At 55.1% G+C, this 16,111-nt stretch carries 15 protein-coding genes; all 15 read right to left on the reverse strand.

The genetic code is table 11. The annotated features are described in order from the left end of the window. Positions 1-78: 78 nt before the first annotated feature. The gene (locus Pmgp_RS11255; protein WP_134214082.1) at positions 79-201 is read right to left on the reverse strand and encodes an RCKP-type rubredoxin-like domain-containing protein; all 123 of its coding nucleotides are present in this window, start codon (positions 199-201) and stop codon (positions 79-81) included. Next, positions 201-872: a ribulose-phosphate 3-epimerase gene (rpe, locus tag Pmgp_RS11260; RefSeq protein WP_134214083.1), complete on the reverse strand. Its 672-nt coding sequence runs from the start codon at positions 870-872 to the stop codon at positions 201-203. The genes Pmgp_RS11255 and rpe overlap by 1 nt, the downstream gene beginning before the upstream one ends. Beyond that, positions 872-1,768 carry a ribosome small subunit-dependent GTPase A gene (gene rsgA, locus Pmgp_RS11265; protein WP_243119816.1) on the reverse strand — a complete coding sequence of 299 codons (897 nt, stop codon included), beginning with the start codon at positions 1,766-1,768 and terminating at the stop codon, positions 872-874. The genes rpe and rsgA overlap by 1 nt, the downstream gene beginning before the upstream one ends. Beyond that, the gene (gene pknB / locus Pmgp_RS11270) at positions 1,749-3,599 is read right to left on the reverse strand and encodes a Stk1 family PASTA domain-containing Ser/Thr kinase (RefSeq protein WP_243119817.1); all 1,851 of its coding nucleotides are present in this window, start codon (positions 3,597-3,599) and stop codon (positions 1,749-1,751) included. Before pknB ends, rsgA begins: the two co-directional genes overlap by 20 nt. Before the next feature lie 234 nt (positions 3,600-3,833). Continuing rightward, entirely contained in the window at positions 3,834-5,228 is a 1,395-nt protein-coding gene (locus tag Pmgp_RS11275; protein WP_134214085.1) for a peptidoglycan D,D-transpeptidase FtsI family protein, read from the reverse strand. Further along, the gene (locus Pmgp_RS11280; protein ID WP_243119818.1) at positions 5,225-6,511 is read right to left on the reverse strand and encodes an FtsW/RodA/SpoVE family cell cycle protein; all 1,287 of its coding nucleotides are present in this window, start codon (positions 6,509-6,511) and stop codon (positions 5,225-5,227) included. Before Pmgp_RS11280 ends, Pmgp_RS11275 begins: the two co-directional genes overlap by 4 nt. 125 nt (positions 6,512-6,636) lie before the next feature. Beyond that, positions 6,637-7,350, reverse strand: coding sequence for a Stp1/IreP family PP2C-type Ser/Thr phosphatase (locus Pmgp_RS11285; protein ID WP_134214087.1), 714 nt, complete (start codon positions 7,348-7,350; stop codon positions 6,637-6,639). Beyond that, entirely contained in the window at positions 7,347-7,820 is a 474-nt protein-coding gene (locus Pmgp_RS11290; RefSeq protein WP_134214088.1) for an FHA domain-containing protein, read from the reverse strand. Before Pmgp_RS11290 ends, Pmgp_RS11285 begins: the two co-directional genes overlap by 4 nt. Before the next feature lie 2 nt (positions 7,821-7,822). Continuing rightward, complete coding sequence (locus Pmgp_RS11295) at positions 7,823-8,584, reverse strand: FHA domain-containing protein (protein WP_134214089.1); 762 nt, start codon at positions 8,582-8,584, stop codon at positions 7,823-7,825. A 267-nt stretch (positions 8,585-8,851) separates the two neighbouring features. Continuing rightward, positions 8,852-9,907 (reverse strand): dual-specificity RNA methyltransferase RlmN, encoded by a 1,056-nt coding sequence (gene rlmN, locus Pmgp_RS11300; RefSeq protein WP_134214112.1) that lies wholly within the window; start codon positions 9,905-9,907, stop codon positions 8,852-8,854. Beyond that, positions 9,897-11,273 carry a 16S rRNA (cytosine(967)-C(5))-methyltransferase RsmB gene (rsmB, locus tag Pmgp_RS11305; protein ID WP_134214113.1) on the reverse strand — a complete coding sequence of 459 codons (1,377 nt, stop codon included), beginning with the start codon at positions 11,271-11,273 and terminating at the stop codon, positions 9,897-9,899. The genes rlmN and rsmB overlap by 11 nt, the downstream gene beginning before the upstream one ends. A gap of 78 nt (positions 11,274-11,351) precedes the next feature. Beyond that, complete coding sequence (locus Pmgp_RS11310; RefSeq protein ID WP_134214114.1) at positions 11,352-12,173, reverse strand: DUF116 domain-containing protein; 822 nt, start codon at positions 12,171-12,173, stop codon at positions 11,352-11,354. 233 nt (positions 12,174-12,406) lie between these two features. Continuing rightward, positions 12,407-13,354, reverse strand: coding sequence for a methionyl-tRNA formyltransferase (fmt, locus tag Pmgp_RS11315; RefSeq protein WP_134214090.1), 948 nt, complete (start codon positions 13,352-13,354; stop codon positions 12,407-12,409). A 9-nt stretch (positions 13,355-13,363) separates the two neighbouring features. Next, positions 13,364-13,831 (reverse strand): peptide deformylase, encoded by a 468-nt coding sequence (gene def, locus Pmgp_RS11320; RefSeq protein WP_134214091.1) that lies wholly within the window; start codon positions 13,829-13,831, stop codon positions 13,364-13,366. A 23-nt stretch (positions 13,832-13,854) separates the two neighbouring features. After that, positions 13,855-16,095 carry a replication restart helicase PriA gene (gene priA, locus Pmgp_RS11325; protein WP_134214092.1) on the reverse strand — a complete coding sequence of 747 codons (2,241 nt, stop codon included), beginning with the start codon at positions 16,093-16,095 and terminating at the stop codon, positions 13,855-13,857. Between the last annotated feature and the right edge of the window lie 16 nt (positions 16,096-16,111).

The following is a 16,111-nucleotide window of genomic DNA, read 5'->3' on the forward strand; positions in this document are numbered from 1 at the left end:
AATAATCATTTTAAAAAAATAATCGGGGTCAGGCGTAAAAACGCCCGGCCCCAAGAAATATAGGCATTACCTGTTTTTTTACTTTTTTAGTGTTTCTTCTTTTACCAGTTTATCCTTTTCCGCCCCGCAATTCTTGCACTTGCCGGGTTTGCAGCGGGCTTCCACCACCGCCCCGCACACCGCGCACTTAAAGACTGCCACTAACCCTCACCACCTTCCGCCGCCTCTCTGATTTGACGAACAGCGGCAGCAATATCTTCGCTGCCGAAAATGGCCGAACCTGCCACCAGAACATTGGCTCCCGCCTTGACCACAGCGGCCGCGGTTTCCCGGTTAATGCCGCCGTCAACCTGGATCTCCGCGCTTGAGCCGCATCTCTCCAGCATCTTTCTCACAGCCGTGATTTTAGGCAGTACCTCTGGTATAAAAGCCTGGCCGCCGAAACCGGGGTTGACCGTCATCAGCAGCACCAAATCGACCAGCGGCAGGATGTATTCAAGCACCGCGGGTGAAGTGGCGGGGTTTAGCGCCACACCAGCCCTGGCGCCTTTTTCTTTAATAAGCGAAACGGTCCGGTGCAGGTGATGGACCGGCTCCGCGTGTACCGTGACCAGATCGGCGCCGGACTTGATAAACTCCTCTATATAAAGATCCGGGTTCTCGATCATCAGGTGAATGTCAAAGAACATTTTGCTCTTCGGCCTCAGTGCTTTTACGATCAGGGGCCCGATAGTGATGTTGGGGACAAAATGACCGTCCATGACATCGATGTGGAGGTATTCGGCGCCGGCCTCTTCGACTTTTAGAACATCCTGCCACAGCGCGCTAAAATCCGCAGAAAGAATCGAAGGCGCAATTTTAACCGCAGTCATCAATACCTCCTCCTATCCATAAGCTCCTCCAAAAATTCCACGTACTGCCGGTAGCGGGCTTCCCCAATCCTGCCTGCCTCCACGGCCTTCCTGACTGCGCAGCCCGGCTCTTTGAAATGCAGGCAGCCGCTGAAATAGCACTCGTGGTTATATTCTTCCATCTCAGGAAAGAAGCCCGGCAGTTCTTCCGGTTTTATGTCCGGCAAATCCAGGCTGGTGAAACCTGGCGTGTCCGCCACAAATCCGCCTGACGGAAGGCTAATCAGCTGGACATGCCGGGTAGTATGCCTGCCGCCTTTAAGCTTGGCGCTTACCTCGCCTGTCCTGAGCCCAACGCCGGGAATTAAGATATTCAAAATAGATGATTTGCCAACTCCGGAAGGCCCTGCGAAAACAGAAATTTTACCGGCCAGCGACTCCCGCAAACGATCAACCCCTTCGCCGGTCCTGGCGCTGGTGACAAAGACAGGATAGGCTCTTTGGTAGCGGGACACCAGTTCAATCTGGGCCTCCCTGGTTAAATCAACCTTGTTAAAACAAATTAATGGTTCAATAAAATTTAATTTGGCTGTGATTAAAAAACGCTCCAACAACCCGGGGCTGGGGTCAGGTTCCCGCAGTGAAAACACTATCACCGCCTGGTCCACGTTGGCCACCGCCGGGCGTTTAAGCAACGACCGGCGGGGCAGCACTTTTTCAACAACACCGGTGTGTTCTGAGCCGGGTCTGAGCTGAACCCGGTCTCCGGCCAGCACCTGCTGCTTTTCATGACGCAAGCGCCCGCGCAGGGAGCATTCCCACTGGGTCTTGCCGTCATGCACATAGTAAAAACCCCCGTAGGCCTTGAGCACCAGGCCTTCAACCAGGTTGTCCGGGCTATCCAATACTCTGCTCACCAACCAATTTCTTGTCTATATAGACCTGTATTACTGCATTCCCATAGTATTGCACTTCTTTTACCACTTTTTCCCCTGATTCATAAATGCTGAGATAAGCATCCCTGCTTCCTTTGGCGTCATTGACCACAATCCTTAACTCGTGCGACTTGCCGTCACTGGGGATCTGGGCCTCCACCCTGGCCGACCGCACGGACGGCCCCGGTCCGCTGCTTACTGTTACCTGCACCACAGAGTTTTCCGCTACTTCAGCTCCTTTGGCCGGGGTTTGGCTGATCACCTGCCCGGAGAAATATTCAGAGCTTGAGGCTTTCTTCACGTTTGAATCAAGTTTCAGCTTTAATTTTTCCAATTCCGCGGAGGCTTTATCCACAGTCATGCCGGTCAGGTCCGGCACCTGGCGCACCACGGGCTGAGGACCTTTGCTGACAAAAAGCATCACGCCGTCACCTTTAGACCAGCGCTCACCGGCCTTTGGATCTTGGTCCATAACCACCCCAACAGGATAATCGTTACTATACCTTTCCTGTACAGGGTCACTAACATTCAAATCGTTTTTATTGATCTTGATTTTCGCTTCACTGAGGGGTAAACCGATGACATTAGGAACATCACGCCATTCAGGCCCCAGGCTGACAGACAGGGTTACTGTGCGGGTAACCTTAATCTTTGTTTCAGGCTCCGGGTCCTGAGAAATAACCTGCCCCTGCGGCACAGAGGGGTGGGCGCTCTTGTTGACTTGGATGTGTTTGATACCCTGCAGGCGAAGTATGCCTTCAGCGTCTTCCTGTGTCTCTCCTATAACATCCGGCATCTTGACTTCGGGGACGTTCAGATAATACCAGAAGCCTACTCCTCCCGCAATAATCAGCCCAAGGATGACCAACGACACCCATAACCAGGCTGACCTGCGGCGCGTTCGCACCCTGGTCTCTCCGGTTTGGGCAGTCTCTGGCTGGGTCCAGACAGCAGGTATCACTCTGGTGGCAAACTCGTCTGCCGGAACCTCCTGCCTGGGCTCACCGGCGGGGGCTGCTGTTATTTTTCCCAGGTCCGACGCCATTTCCCTGGCTGTCGTGTAGCGGTCAGCGGGAATTTTGGCCATCGCCCGGGCAATTACCCTCTCCAGCCCGGGGGATACGGCTGGATTAAGGCTGGAAGGAGGGGGAGGAGTTTCCTGGATGTGCTTTAAAGCCACCCCTATGGGCGTCTCACCCTGAAATGGCAGCTGGCCCGTGACCATCTCATACAGCACTATACCCAGAGAATATATATCGGACCTTGGCCCCGCGGTTTCACCCCTCGCCTGTTCAGGGGAGAGATAGTGAACAGAGCCTACTATGGTGTCAGTCTGGGTCAAAGTTGCCGTAGTGGCTTCCCTGGCAATACCAAAATCGGTCAGCTTGGCCTTTTCACCTTTAGTTATTAGAATATTTTGCGGCTTGACATCCCTGTGCACAATATTGTTTTCATGCGCGTGCTGCAGGGCCTCACTGATCTGGCGGGCAATTTCAGCCGCCCTGTCAGCTCGCAGCGCACCCTGCTCCCTGATCAGGTTTTTCAGGTTATCCCCTTCCACGTATTCCATAACCAGGTAATGGACTTCGCCTTCCTGCCCAACATCATAAATACTGACTATGTTGGCGTGGGAAAGGCTGGCGATTGCCTGAGCCTCCCTGCGAAAGCGCTTAACGAAATCTTCATCACAGGTAAACTCGGGCCGTAGAATCTTGATCGTGACCAACCTGTTCAGCAAAGTGTCACGGCCTTTGTAAATAATGGCCATACCCCCGCCGCCGAGCTGTTCCAAAAGTTCATACCGGTTACCCAAAAGTTTCCCTATCAATCACATTCACCTCAAATCCATAGTAGACGATTCGCCATGTATATCAAATGGTCGTAAGACGTAAGCCGTAGGGCGTAAGCCGTAAGCTGTAAGCCCTAGGTATATTCTGTATTTCTTATTGGTTCTGACATATAAAACCTTCATGCATACATACGTCCTACGTCCTATAGCCTACGACTTCTTTTCCCCACGTCTCACGTCTCATTTCCCACGTCCCAATCAGTATCCTTTGGCGGTTGCCGCGGCTATCAGGCGGCTCGCTATAGGGGCGGCGACCGCGCCGCCGGAGCCCGAGTTTTCCACGATTACCGCCACCGCCAGAGTCGGCTGGCTGGCCGGCGCAAACCCTATAAACCAGGCATGCGTCTCACCGTGCGGGTTCTGTGCCGAGCCGGTCTTCCCGGCAACCTGCGTTCCGGACACGGCAGCAGCTGTGGCAGTGCCGTAACGCACCGCTTCAAGCATTCCTTCTTTAATGGTCGCGGCAATTTGCGGGGTGGTGGCGGTCAGCCATTTGCGTCCCGCTGTTTGCAGGATCACCTCACCCATTGAGTCCTTAACATTATCCACCAGGTAAGGCCGCATGATCACACCTTTGTTCGCTATCGCTGCGGCCACCAGGGCCATCTGCAGCGGGCTCACCAGGACCTCGCCCTGACCGATGGCGCTGCTGGCCAACTCGGCCGGGTGCAGCTTGTCAACTGAAGCCATTGTGCCCGCCCGCGCCGGCAGCCCCAGGCCGGGGTCCTGGGTCAAACCAAAAGCCTTGCAAGCCCGCTCAAAACCTTCCGGGCCCAGACCTACGCCCAGTTGGGCAAAAGTAGTGTTGCAGGAAACGGCAAGCGCTTTTTTAAGGTCTACATCGCCATGCGCGTCTGTATCCATCAGCTTGTACCCGTTAACTTCAATGAAGCCGGGGCAGTTAAACGTTTTTGCGGCAAGGTCCGGCTTTTCAGCCAGAGCGCCGGCGGCGGTCACCACCTTAAAAGTCGATCCCGGCGGGTAAGCCCCCTGTGTGGCACGGTTCAGCAGCGGTGAATCCTCATCCGCAACCAGGCTGTTCCAGATAGTGTCCAGTTTGTTAGGGTCAAAGCTGGGGCTTGTAGCCATGGCCCGCACCGCCCCCGACCTGGGGTCGAGAAGGACTACCGCTCCCCGCCGGCCGCCCAGCAGGTCCACAGCCAGCTCCTGCAGGCCGGCGTCCAGGGTCAGGACCATATCCCCGCCGGACTGCTGCCTGTCGAGGATCTTATTGACATAGTTCCTGATCCGGTCGGCCCCTTCCCTGCCCAGCAGGTAGCGGTCATAGGCGGATTCAAGGCCGGCCCGTCCATACATTTCCGAGATATACCCCAGCAAATGAGCAGTGTTACGCCCCTCCGGATAAACACGCTTGCCTTTGCCGTCAGTGAATTCAGTCCTGGCCAGGACAGTGCCTCTGGCATCGTAAATCGTGCCGCGCTGTACCTGTGCCTCATATTCCTGAAAACGGTGATTATAGGGGCTGGCCGCGATAGAGGGCCCTCTGATTACCTGGAGGTACGAAAGGTATACAACCAGGATCGCAAACAGCCCAAGCATTAGAATTCCCAGTTTTAAAATGTTGTTTTTCATAAGTCCGCTGCAGCCTCGTGGGAGATATTTAGCAGAAGTCCCATCAGAATAAAGTTAGCCACCAGCGAACTGCCGCCGTAACTGACATATGGCAGGGTGACGCCTGTTAAAGGCAGCAGGCCGGTCACCCCGGCAATAATGATAAACGCCTGCAGCCCTAAAAGCGCGGTAAAGCCCGAAGCGGCAAGGGCGGCAAATTCATCTTTAGTGTTCATGGAAATTTTGATGCCCCGGAAAACATAAAACATAAACAGCACTATGATCGCCGCACCGCCCAGCAGCCCCAGTTCTTCACAAATGGCTGAAAAAATAAAGTCAGAGTGCACCAGGGGAATAAAGTCAGGGTATCCCTGACCCAGGCTGGTACCCAGCACCCCGCCCGAGCCGATGGCAAAATAGGACTGGATCAGCTGGTACCCGGCGGTGTCGGCATACGGCCAGGGGTTCAGCCAGATCGCCACTCTGGACCGCACATGCCCGAACAGCTGATAGCTCGCCGCCGCTCCGGCCGTAAAAAGCCCCAGCCCAAAAACAACGTATGAAACACGGGCGGTGGCGACATATACCATGGCCAGGAAGGTGCCGAAATAAATTAAAGCGGTGCCGAGGTCCCTCTGAAAGACCAGGAGCAGCAGAGACACCCCCCACATGGCCACCAGCGGCACCCACTCCTGCGGCCCGGGAATGGACAGCCAGCCAAGGCTCCTTGTCCCGGCTGATAAAACAGCTTTATTCTCGGTCAGGAAACTGGCCAGAAAAAGCACCACCAGTATTTTCACAAACTCGGAGGACTGGAACTGAAACAGGCCGAAATCCAGCCAGCTTTTGGCCCCGCCATGTTCCTGCCCGAAAAATATCGGCAGGATCAGGGCGATAAGACCTGCCAGGGCGTATATATATTTATAATCACCCAGAAAACGGAAATCAACCAGCAGGCGCGATGTCAGCAGAAGCACGCCCAGCCCGATCAGGATCCAGATAAACTGGCGCATCCCGTAGGCCGGGTTCAGCCTGTACAAAACAACCAGGCTGGTAGCGGAAAGGACAGCCGTGATGGGTAATAAATAACTATCCCCCTTGTAGCCAACCTTCTTCCAATACAAATGGACCAGGAAAAAAGCGGCAACTGCAGCCGGTCCCAATATAAGCGACTGGTAGCCCGCCCGCTGCGAACCAAGATAAAGCGCCAGCATGCCGGCCAAAGTGTAAGGCGCCGCCAGCAGGAGCAGGTTGCGCTCAGTGGCGCGGCTGCCGGCCAGTTTATTGATTGCGGAAGACGCCATGTGCTTAAAGCCCTCCATTAAGAATATATACGAAGGAAGGAACTATTTTGGAGAAAAACTAAAACAATTTGACAGGATTAACAGGATTAATAATACGATTAACAGGATTTGTTTTTATTCTTTAACTAAAACTCCACCAGAATAATTGTTATATTATCAGCGCCGCCGGACTGGATGGCTTTTTTCAGCAGCCTGTCCACTGCGGTGTCAAGGTCCGGCGCGGTGGTGATAATTTCAGAAAGCTCCTCCTGGCGCAGGTAACCGGTCAGGCCGTCAGTACAGATCAGGAGCATTTCACGAGGCTTCACTTTAACCTTGTACAGGTCAACCTCTAGAGAAGTCGCTGTGCCGAGCGCCCTGGTCAGAACATTGCGCTGCGGGTGCTTAAAAGCCTGCTCCTCGGTAATGCCGCCGTTTTTTACCATCTGCTGCACCAGCGAATGGTCCTCGGTCAGCCTGGCAATCTCACTCCCCCGCAGCAGGTATGCCCTGCTGTCGCCCACCTGGCCGATTAAAACGTGATTCTTATTTTTCAGGCATGCTGTTATTGTTGTGCCCATACCAGCCCAGTCAGCATTCTGGGCAGCCATCTCGTATATTGTTCTGTTGGCTTCCTTAATTGCTTCAACCAGGGCGTCTGCGGGTTTCACACCAAGTCCAAGCCGCCTGTCCAATTCACGCTTAATGATCTGAAGCGCCGTCCTGCTGGCGACTTCCCCTGCCTTATGGCCGCCCATACCGTCGGCCACGGCAAAAAATCCTGTTTCAGGCGAAAGGCACAGGCTGTCTTCATTTAAAGACCTGACCAATCCTGTATCAGTTGTGTAAGACCACTTCATGCCCCCCACCTCGCAAATTGAAAAGTGACGCCGCCCACCTTTATGCCGTCCCCGTCGGCGAGCACAACCGGCTTTTTCAGCTGCACCCCGTTTAAATAAGTACCGTTGGTACTGCCCAAATCTTCCAGCCAGTACTGCCCGTCTTTTACAAATACCCGGGCATGCCTGGTTGAAGTAAATGAATCTTTGATAACCACATCGCTGACGCTGCCGCGGCCAATTACCATTTCCCGCCCGATACCGAAAGAAACCCCGGGGATCAGCTCCGGCAAGGGGCTTTCAGTTACGATCATCCTGCCGCCGTATTTCTCTTCTGCTCTCTTCTTATCATGCGGCTGTTCCGGCGTCAGGACGGAGGAACGTGCTTCGCTCCTGAGGTCGTTAATCATCCATCTAACCAGCCCAAAAATAAAAAGAAACAAGAATATCAGAAAGACATACCTCAATACAGCCAGTAAAATTGCAAACAAACTTATTCCACCTTAAATGCGCACAATGTGGCGCCTATGCTTACTATATCTTCAGGTTCAAGCACCCTGGACGCTACTTTGACACCGTTGACTTTAACACCGTTAGTGCTGCCCAGGTCAAAGATTGTGTAACTGCCCCGGTGCAGCTCCAGGCGGGCGTGGTGACGCGAAACGCTGTCATCTGTCAGCACTATGTCGCAGTCATTACGGCGCCCGATCATCATTGAAACACCGCTTAAATTAAACACTTTACCCCGGTCAGGACCGGAGTTCACCTCAAGCCTGGCGAAAACCAGGGAAGCAGTTTCCGGCCGCCCCCCCTCTTTGACAGGGGTAAAGCGCTGTGTATGTTCAAGAGTTTCTCTTGGTGCAGCCTTTTTCTTCTCTTCCGGCGGTGCCTCGCTGAACTCCGAATCCAACCTCATATGGCCGGGAGTCACTTCCTCATCCTTGGCAAACGTTACCACCGGGGCTCCAGTCAGGGTATATTTCTTTTCGTTTGCTTTCTGCCGCACATATTCCTGCAGCTCCTGAGAAAGCAAGGTGGAAAAAGTGGCAATGTTCTCATAGTCCGAAGGGTTGAGGCGCACCTCATATTCATTGGGCACGTATATATTGCTGATACTTACCCGCTTGCCGTCGCGCATCTCCCTGGCGATCTTCTTGGCTATATCCGCGGGCTGAATGCGCCCCCCGAAACTGTCTTTGAAAAAACCTTCTATATATTTCTCCAGGCTTCCTTCCAACCCCGAAAACATGCGCATTCCTATCACCTCCGGTTTGAGATGTGAGTCGTGGGACATGGGCCGTGAGACAAGGGTGATGAGACAAGGGGACGGTTCTCTTGTCTCATTCTTTGTCAGGTGGGCTTCCCACCCATCCATTATATGAACATGATCTTGCCTGGTCGCATCTGCGAATAAATTAGCACCTACAATTTCGGATGTCGGCCGTCAGACGCCGGACCTAAGAATATCATACATTCCTCTTGTGGGTTTTAGACCCTTAATGCCATCTTTCACTCCCACGTCTCACTTCTCATTTCCCAAAACTCTGCGTCTCAGCTGGCCGCAGGCGGCGCCGATATCGGCGCCAAATTCTTTTCTGACGGTAACTGTAAGGCCGCCCTGCTCGGCAATAGATTTGAACAATTCCACCTGCCGCCTGGCGGGTGGCTCCAAACCCCTCTCAGGGACCGGGTTAACCGGGATCAGGTTCACATGGCACAGCACGCCGGCTAAAAGCCGCGCCAGTTCCTGCGCGTGCCTGGCGCTGTCATTAACTCCCGCGACCAGAGCATATTCAAATGTCACTCGCCTGCCGGTCGCGCGGGCATAATCACGGCAGGCTGGGATTAATTCCTTTAAAGGGTACTTCTTGTTGACCGGCATCAGCAAATCCCGGTCCTTATCGTTAGGCGCGTGCAGTGAAACCGCCAGTGTAAGCTGGAGAGACTCCGCGGCCAGCCTCCTGATGCCCGGCACAAGGCCGCAGGTCGATATGGTAATATGGCGGCCTCCTATGTTTAAGCCATAAGGCGCTGAAACGTTTCTAATAAAGGTCATTACCGCGTCGTAGTTTTCGAGCGGCTCGCCGGAACCCATAAGCACGACATGGCTGACCCTGGCTCCGCTGTCCTGCTGCATAGCAAGGACCTGGTCGTAAATCTCCCCGGCGCTCAGGTTGCGCTTAAAACCGCCCAGCCCTGAAGCGCAAAGCCGACAGGCATAACGGCAGCCCACCTGGGTTGACACACAGGCGGAGTTGCCGTAGTCATGCTTCATTAAAACACTTTCCACCGCTTGCCCGTCTTCCAGGGCAAAGAGATACTTGACAGTGTCTCCCCTTTGGGACTGCACTTTGGCGGCTATCGACAGGCTGCTCACCCTGGCGCCGGAAGCCAGCTTATCCCTGAAATCAACGGCCAGGTTGGTCATCTCCTGGAATGAAACGGCGCCCTTGCCAAAGATCCACTCCGCCACCTGCCTGGCGCGGTATTTTTCGGCTCCCAGGCCAGTGACAAAGCTTTCAATCTGGGCCAGGCTCAGGTCTTTTAAGTTTAACTTTTGTTTTTCTTTATTCTCCATCAGCGAAGGCAATCCCTTTTTTTCTCATCCTGGCGATGAAAAACCCGTCCATCTCGTGCCAGCCGGGCAGTATCTGCACATAGCCCCGGCTCAGGCTGCTGTCATAGTCAAGTTCGCCGGGCAGGAGCCCTGTCAGGTCGTCAAGTTTGAAGTCAGGGTGTCTGGACAGAAAGCTTTCGACCTGCCCCAGGTTTTCTTCACGGGTAATGGTACAGGTACTGTACACCAGCACCCCGCACGGCTTGACGCAGCGGGCGGCAGCGTCCAAAATTTCAGCCTGCAGGACAACCAGTTCCGCTATTTGGCCCGCTTCTTTGCGCCAGCGGGCGTCCGGACGGCGCCTCAGGACACCAAGCCCGGAGCAAGGGGCGTCAACCAGGACAAAATCAGCGTAATTTGTAAACCCTTCATGCAGTTTCCTGGCATCACCGGCCATTGTCTTAATAATGGCAATCCCCAGGCGGTCGCTGTTCTCCCTGATCAGTTCCAGCTTGTGCGGGTGGACATCCACCGCCAGGATCTCGCCCCGATTCCCCATTAACTGGGCCAGGTGTGTAGTCTTACCGCCGGGAGCGCCGCAGGCGTCAAGCACCGCTGACCCGGGCGCGGGAGCCAGCGCCCGGCCTGCCAGCATGGAGCTTTCGTCCTGCACCTGGAACAAACCCTGCTTAAACGAGGCCAGTGAGCCAACCGAGAAAAAACCTTCTATTTTCAAACCCTCCGGCGCCAATGCCGTCTCTCTTACAGTCAGGCCTTCCTCTTGGAGGCTTTCCGCCAGTTCCCGCCTGGTAACCCGTAGAGTATTGGCGCGTACCGTGTTGGGCGCCGGCTTATTGTTGGCCTGGCATAAGGAGATGGTATCTTCAGCGCCGAATTCCTCCAGCCACCGCTCCACCAGCCAGAGCGGGTGGGAATACTTTAAAGTTATGTGCCTGGCCGGGTTTTCAGCCAGCGGCGGGTAGGCAATCCCGGCCTTGCGGCGGGATATATTGCGCAGGACACCGTTGACAAATTTCACTGCTCCCGCGTGCCCGTACCTGCGCGCCATTTTAGCACCTTCGTTGCAGGCGGCGGACGCGGGGACCCTGTCCATAAACATCAGCTGGTAGACGCCAAGCCGGAGAATGTTTCTTACAGCCGGAGTCTGGGAGCTTAAAGGTCGTTTAATAAACTGTCCCAGGACCCAGTCCAGGGTGTTTAGTGAACGCAGGACACCGTATGCCAATTCAGTGGCAAAAGCCCGGTCAAGTTTACCGGGCCGGTTTTTTTCCAGGATGTAATTCAAGGCCAGGTTGGCGTAGGCGCCTTCCTCTTCAACTGCCTTAAGGACTTCCAGAGCCATTTCTCTGGCTGACAACTGAGGCAACAAGCCCACCCTTTCCGGAACACTACAATTATTATCCACATTTAGCCCGTGTTTAAAACCAGGCCGCCCTTGTTTTTTTTACTGTAGTCTAAGATCAGGCAAAACCTGGTCTGCGTCTGCTACACTGCTTTTCTCATATAAAAAGTAACGGACCGCCTCTTCCACTTTCGGTATTTTGATCTGGGTGTTGAAGCAAGGACCAAAGGGGCGCTCATTGGTGACCCCCAACACCGGGAGCGGGTTTGTGTCCATGATGCCGCTGGTCAGGTCGCGCTCACAGGCGATGGCGACGATGGCGCGGGGGCGGTATTCCTGCACAAATCGACGGGCCAGGGTGCCGCCCGTGGCCATACCCACTTTGATCCCGTAGGCGTCCCTCAGGTTCAGCAGGTCGTTGACCGGGCAGCTGCCGCAGCGGTGACAGTTATCTATGTTTATGGTGATTTTATAAGGGCACTCGCTGTTTTGCAGGCAGTGCGGCGCCAGCAGGAGTATCTGAGCCGGCGCCAATTTCAGTTCCCGTGACTTAACAAGGTCATTATTCACTTCAACAAAAGAGCTCTTGATCTTATCGATGTCTATATGAAAAATCCTGCCCATGACCAGGACGAGAGGGAAGAAAAGGTTTACCGCCACCCGCATCGGCCCGTGCAGGGCTGAAATGTCTTTAGCATAGATTATGGTCAGGACAATGCCGCCTATACCGAAAGCGGCTATTACCATACCGCCGACCAGCATACCGGCCAGGGCGATCAGGAGCACCTGGTCATAAATTGTCCTGTCCGGGTTCAGCGCCAGGTACCATATCCCCGTAAGCAGCAGGCCGGCAAACAGGACACTGATACCTAAGAGCCCGATAAAAAGCCGCTTGCGCACCGGTAAAAAATTTCTGACAATCACGTAGTCTCGCCTCACATGTTGGACGTTGGCCGTTGGTGGTTGGTCGTTGGTATATCCTGCATTCCAATTTGGTCGTAGGCCGTAGGCTGTAGGCCGTAAGTATATCCTGCATTCCTTTTAGGTCTTTATCTTATGATAACTTCTTGCACACCTACGTCTTACGGCCTATAGCTTACGACCATATATGCCTACGCCATACGCCTTACGTCCTAAGACATTTATGCTTACGCTTCCTAATTACTCGTTTTGGTTTCGCCCAGTATTGTGCCGGGGGGGACGGGGGTGCCTCTTAGGAAGTCCGCCGCGTTCATTTTTTTGGCGCCCTGCAGCTGCAGCTCGGTTATTTTGAGCCGGCCGCCGCCGGTTTTGACAATGATACCGTCGCCGCCGCCAGGCAGCACCTGACCTGGCAGGCCGGAGGCCCCGCCGTCCTCCAGCGGCTCCGCGCTCCATACCTTAAGCACCCTGCCCGAGAGGGTGGTACGGGCGCCCGGCCAGGCGTTCATGCCTCTGATTTGGTTGTAAATATCCCGCGCCGGCCTGTCCCAGAGGATCTGTTCATCCTCAGCCTTAATCATCGGCGCATAGGTAGGGCTGCCGGTCTGCCGCACCCTGGGAGCCTTGGCTGATCCGACCAGAGAAAGCGTCTTGACCAGCACCTGCGCTCCCAGCCGGGCTAAACGGTCATGCACCATGCTTACCGTGTCACTATCGTTAATCGGGATAGCTTCACGCAGGATCATGTCCCCGGTATCCAGCCCCTCGTCCATGTACATGGTGGTAATCCCCGTTTCCTTTTCCCCGTTGATCACCGCCCAGTGGATGGGAGCGGCGCCCCGGTACTTGGGCAGCAGGGAAGCATGGACATTGATACAGCCGTACCTTGGTATACGCAGTATTTCAGCCGGCAGGATGCGGCCGAAAGCTGCCACCACAATCACATCCGGAGACAAGCTCTCCAACAGAGCGATAAATTCAGGATCCTTAATGCGTGAAGGCTGATAAACCGGGATTTTAAAAGAAAGCGCCGCTTCCTTGACCGGGGGAGGCGCTTCCTTCCTACCCCTGCCCCGGGGACGGTCAGGCTGAGTAACAACAGCGGCCACTTCATGTCCCGCCCCTACTAAAGCTTTAAATGAAGGCACCGCGAAATCCGGCGTGCCCATAAATATAGCCAGCATGCTTACACCCTATTTCTCTTTCTGTTCCAGTTTCCTGACATTGGACGCCCGGTCGATAAAGAGTATCCCTTCCAGGTGGTCAATCTCATGTTGAAACACTCTGGCCGGAAAACCTTTAACCTTGGCCAGCTGCTCCTTGCCCTGGCGGTCAAAATACCTTACTTTTATTGAGGTAGCCCTGGTAACATCCCCGATCAGGCCGGGGATGCTGAGACAGGCCTCAGTGTCTGTATCCTTGCCGGAGGAGCTCAGAATCTCGGGGTTGATCAGCTCTATCAGTCCCTCACCGGCGTCAATCACTATGACCCTTTTGGGAACACCGACCTGGGGGGCGGCCAGGCCCACCCCCTTGGCGCTGTATAACGTTTGGGCCATGTTATCTAACAGCTTAATGATATTCGGCGTTATTTTCGGCACGGCCTTAGCTTTTTCCTTAAGGATTTCGTCTCCTATCTCCACAATCTTGTAAACCGCCAAAAAAAGTCCTCCTTTATAAAATTCTATAGAATCCCCTGCGGGTTAATATCAACATTAATTGCCGGCTTAAAGGCGGGGCGCAGTTTTTGCAGTTCTTCCAGACTTTCTTTTATAACATCCCTTAATAAGCTGCGCCGCGGCCCCTTCACCACCAACTGCCAGCGGAACCGCCCTTTAATCTTGCTCAAAGGCGCCGGCGCCGGCCCCAGTACATCAATAAGATCATCGTGCTCTGTCACTATTTTGTCAAGGATTTCTTTAGCCAGGCCGGCCCCTTTTTTGAGCTCTTCTTCATCATCGTGGGTGAACAGGAGTCTGGCCAAATGGCTGTACGGCGGGTAGCCCAGCGCGCGCCTTACCGGCATTTCACTCCGGTAGAAACCTTCGCAGTCGTGTATCGAAGCTGTTGTTATACTGTAATGCTCGGGGCAGTAAGTCTGAACCAGCACTTCACCATGCAGCTCTCCCCGCCCGGTCCTGCCCGCCACCTGGGTCAGAAGCTGAAAAGTGCGCTCCGCCGCCCTGAAGTCGGGCATGTGCAGGGTAGTGTCGGCGTTGATCACCCCCACCAGCGTTATGCCGGGCAGGTCCAGACCTTTGGCGATCATCTGGGTGCCGATTAAGATGTCCGCCTCACCCTGGCGGAAGGCGCTGAATATCCTTTCATGCGAGCCCTTGCGGGAGGTCGAGTCGCTGTCCATACGCATAATCCGGGCGCCGGGGAAAGTCCTGCGCGCCTCTTCCTCTACTCTCTGCGTGCCGGCGCCAAAATGGCGGATATAGCGGCTGGCGCAGCGGGGGCACAGCCCCGGCAGGTCTGTGGTGTAGTTGCAGTAGTGGCACCGCAGCAGGCCGTCCAGGTGGTAAGAAAGAGAGATGTCGCACCTGACGCATTTCAAAACCAGGCCGCACTCGCGGCACATAACTATAGTCGAGTAACCGCGCCTGTTCAAAAAGAGAAGTGTTTGCTCTCCTTTGCCCAGCCGCTCAAAAACCGCTGAGGTCAGGGCGCGGCTGAAAATGCCACGGTTCCCCTCCTTCATTTCCTGCCTGAGATCAACCACACAGACTTTGGGGAGAGGCCTTTCGTCTACTCTATGTGGCAGCCGCAAAAGGCGGTACGGCCCTCCCCTGCCGGCCCGCAGCCACGACTCCAGAGAAGGGGTGGCGCTGCCCAGCACGACCACCGCGCCTGCCAGCTGGGCCCGTTTCAGGGCCACCTCGCGGGCGTGATAGCGAATATGGTCGTCTTGTTTATAGGTTGGCTCATGTTCTTCGTCAATGATAAAAAGCCCTGGTCCGGGCATGGGGGCAAACACCGCGGATCGCGTTCCCAGGACCACGGGGGCCTGTCCCTTCTTGATTCTTCTCCACTCCCGGTATCTTTCCCCGGGGGCCAGGGCGCTATGTAGCACCGCCACCAGGGCGCCGAACCGCTCCCGGAACAACCCGATCATCTGCGGGGTCAGTGATATTTCAGGCACCAGGGTAACCGCCTGCCGGCCCGCCGCCAGGGCTGAGGCAATGGCTCTCAGGTAAACCTCGGTCTTGCCGCTGCCGGTGACACCGTACAGGAGAAAAGCGCCAAATCCGCCCCCGGCCACGGCCTGTGCTATTTCTTTAACAGCTTTGTCCTGATCCGGATTGAGCAGCGGCATCATCCCACTGCCGGCGGCAGAACCTCCCCCCGGCAAACCAGACGGCGGCACGGCTTTTGCTTCAAGCAGCCCCGCCTTAACCAGCGCGTCCACTGTCGCCGGCGAGGTTTGGGCAGCCGCGGCCAGTTCCTTCCTGGTCAGGCCTGCACCGCGTAAAGCTTCCCTTAGCACGGCGGCCTGTTTCGGCGCGTGCTTAAGACCGCTAAGAACCTCCTGCAGTTTGTCGTCCGGGAAAGCAGGCCTGAGCAGTTTTACCTCACGGGTCGCTTTCACCGCCAGCCGCGGCGCGATGATGCGGCCGAATGCCTCCGCCGTGCTGCAGAGGTAGCTCTCAGCCATCCAGCGGGCAATCTCGGGCAGGTCGCCTGTCAGCACCGGCTCCTCATCGATAATGCCGGCTATTTCCCTGACTTTAACATCCCTTTCAGGAAACCCGAACCCTACCACATAGCCGGCCAAACGCCTGCCGCCAAAAGGCACAAGCACCCTTGAGCCCGGTTTGACCCTGTCCTTCAGGTCTGCCGGGACGGCGTAGTGAAAAACACGGTCAGTCCTGCGGGCGGTAAGATCAACAATTATCTCGGCGTAAGGGCCGTTTTGCTTCATTATACTCTCCCATGAA

Source organism: Pelotomaculum propionicicum (assembly GCF_004369225.1).
GTDB classification, from domain to species: Bacteria; Bacillota; Desulfotomaculia; order Desulfotomaculales; family Pelotomaculaceae; genus Pelotomaculum_B; species Pelotomaculum_B propionicicum.